Here is a 2,653-nt window from a genome sequence, read left to right as displayed (position 1 = left end):
ACCAGGATGTTCGTCGCCCCGCCCGGGCCGCCGCCGGTGAGCATCGCGATCACCGGGAACTGGTTGAACGTCCAGATCGTGCCGAGCAGGATCACCGTGCCGGACACCGGCCGCAGCCCCGGCAGGGTGACGGCGCGGAAGCGCTGCCACGGCGAGGCGCCGTCCACCTCGGCCGCCTCGTAGAGGTCGTGCGGCACGGTCTGCAACCCGCCGAGCAGGGCGACCATCATGAACGGCACCCCGAGCCAGACGTTGACCAGGATGACCGAGACCTTCGCCGTGAACGGTTGTCCCAGCCAGTCCACCCCGGGGATGCCCACCGTGGTGAGCACGGCGTTGAGCACCCCGCCGGAATCGTTGAGGATCAGCCGCCAGCCGAACGCCGCCACGAACGGCGGCACCGCCCACGGCAGGATCAGCAGCATCCGGTACAGGCCGCGCCCGCGCAGCGCGCGGTTGAGCAGCATCGCCAGCCCGAGACCGAGCGAGTAGTGCAGCGTCACACAGGTCACCGTCCACACGAGAGTCCACACGAGTCTCGGGTAGAAGGTGCCCTCGGCGCCGGAGAGGATGTCGACGTAGTTGTCCAGCCCGATGAACTCGTACGTCGCCGGGATCTCGTTGGCCCCGATGGTGCGGGCGCTGTTCATCTCGTCGGCGTCGGTCAGGGACAGGTAGACGCCCTGCGCCAGCGGGTACAGCACCAGCACGGACAGCACGGCGACCACCGGGGCCACCATCGCCCAGGCGTACCAGTGCCGGGTGAACAGCCGTAGTCCCCGCCGCCGGGGTGGCGCCGGGTCCGGCGCCACCCCGGTCGGGGGACTCGTGACCGTCGAGGTCATGAGTCGAAGCCCGGAACCGCGCCGGCCGCCTCCCGCTGTGCGTCGGCGAGCCCCTCGGCGAGGGAGGTGTCGCCGCCGAGGATCCGTTCGTAGTGCGGCGTGAACAGGTCGTAGAGGTCACCGGCGCCCGGCGCGGAGGGCCGGGGCACGGCCTGCTCGACCGGTTCGGCGAAGGCGGAGATCACCGGGTTCTCCGCCACCTCCGGCCGCTCGTAGACCGACTTCCGGGTCGGCAGGGTGTTGTTCTGTTCGGCCACGTACGCCTGGCTCTCGGCGGAGTTCAGGTACTCGACGAACAGCAGCGACGCGGCCAGGTCTGGGGTGCCCGCGTAGATCGTGAGGTTGTGCCCGCCGACCGGGCCGCCCTGCCCCTCGGGCCCCGCGGGCACCGCGGCGACCCCGAGGTTGTCCGCGTCGGAGAAGGCGTCTCCGGACAGCGCGTCCGACACCGACCAGGGGCCGTTCAGGATCATGCTGACCGACCCGTCCTTGAAGCCGTTCTGCATGTTCGTGTACTTGTTCGAGCTGGTGTCGGTGGTGCCCACGCCATCGGTGGTGAGGCCCCGCGCGGTCTCGATCGCGGCGGTCACCTCGGGGCTGTCGATGGTGATCTTCTCGGCGTCCGTGTCCACGTAGTCGCCGCCCTGCCCGTAGACGAACGGCAGCAGGAAGTACGAGTCCGCGTTGACGAAGAACCCGGTGGTGCCGTCGATCTCGGATTCCAGTTTCTTGGCGGTCTCGCGCAGCTCACCCCAGGTCTCCGGCGGCTGCTCGATGCCCGCCCGCTCGAAGTGCTCCTTGTTGTAGAGCAGGGCGAGGGTGTCGGTGACCTCCGGAACTCCGTACGTCTGTCCATCGTAGACCGAGCTCTGCATCGGCACGGGCAGGTAGTCGTCCGCGCCGGACAGCGCCGGGGTGTCGTCGAGCGGCTGCAGGTAGCCGAGCGCGGCGAAGGTGGGGGTCCATCCCACGTCGGCCCGCATCACGTCGGGTGCGCCGTCACCGCTCTGCGCCGCGGTCTTGAACTTGTCGTCGGCACCGTCGAACGGGACGTTGACGTACTCGACGTCGATCTTCGGGTACTCGTCCTCGAACCGGGACACCAGTTCCTCGAACGCGGGCGCCTCGTTGGTCGCGTCGGAGGTGTCCCACCAGGTCACCGTGCCGGACACCGACTGCGGGTCCTGCCGGGCCTGCTCGACCGCCTCGGCCACGCGCGCCTCGGCGTCACTCTGACCTCCACCACCGCACGCGGTGGCGACGAGTGTGGTGGCCGCGGCCAGTGCCGCGATTCTGCTGGTCCGTTTCATGCGCTCTCCTCGCTGAGACCGGGATCGGCAGCGAACCGTAGCCAGCCGGACGGGGAGTGTGCAAGAGTTTGCAGCAACTTTCAGGAAGTTGCCCGACGGGTCGTCGCTGTGTCGGAGAGTCTCGATACGGCCGGGAGCGGGGGGAGGAGAGAGCGGCGACAGTGAAGGTCACGGAAGTGACGGCAAACCCTGCCGAAATCTCCGGGAGAGGCCTGAAACCCCTCCCTCGGGGAGGAAACGAAGTCCGGATCAGTCGTCGGTCCGTCCGGACGGCACGAGTGCCGCGGGCAGCAGTGCGAGCACGGACAACGCCACGGTCCAGGCGAAGGCGGTGCCGTACGCCGGGGCGGCCGGGGCACCGCCGGCGAGGCCGTGTTGCGCGACCGTCAACAGTGCCGCGGTCCCGAACGCTCCGCCCACCCGTTGCACGACGCTGAGGGCGGTGGTGCCGTGCGGGACGAGTCCGGGTGGCAGGCGGCGGTAGGCGGCGGCCGTGAC

At 69.8% G+C, this 2,653-nt stretch carries 2 protein-coding genes and 1 pseudogene; all 3 read right to left on the bottom strand.

Annotated elements, in window-relative coordinates; all coding sequences use genetic code 11:
* Positions 1–845 (bottom strand): carbohydrate ABC transporter permease (locus SACHA_RS0117965; protein ID WP_019812028.1); only part of this gene is annotated, 845 nt, incomplete at its 3' end.
* Complete coding sequence (locus SACHA_RS0117960; protein ID WP_019812026.1) at positions 842–2,155, bottom strand: extracellular solute-binding protein; 1,314 nt, start codon at positions 2,153–2,155, stop codon at positions 842–844. The genes SACHA_RS0117965 and SACHA_RS0117960, both read right to left, overlap by 4 nt.
* A gap of 249 nt (positions 2,156–2,404) precedes the next feature.
* Positions 2,405–2,653, bottom strand: a pseudogene (locus SACHA_RS25760) (MFS transporter); the annotation flags it as partial.

Origin of the sequence: Saccharomonospora halophila 8 (assembly GCF_000383775.1) — a bacterium.
In the GTDB taxonomy this organism is placed as follows: domain Bacteria; phylum Actinomycetota; class Actinomycetes; order Mycobacteriales; family Pseudonocardiaceae; genus Saccharomonospora; species Saccharomonospora halophila.
This window is presented reverse-complemented; position numbering and strand designations above follow the sequence as displayed.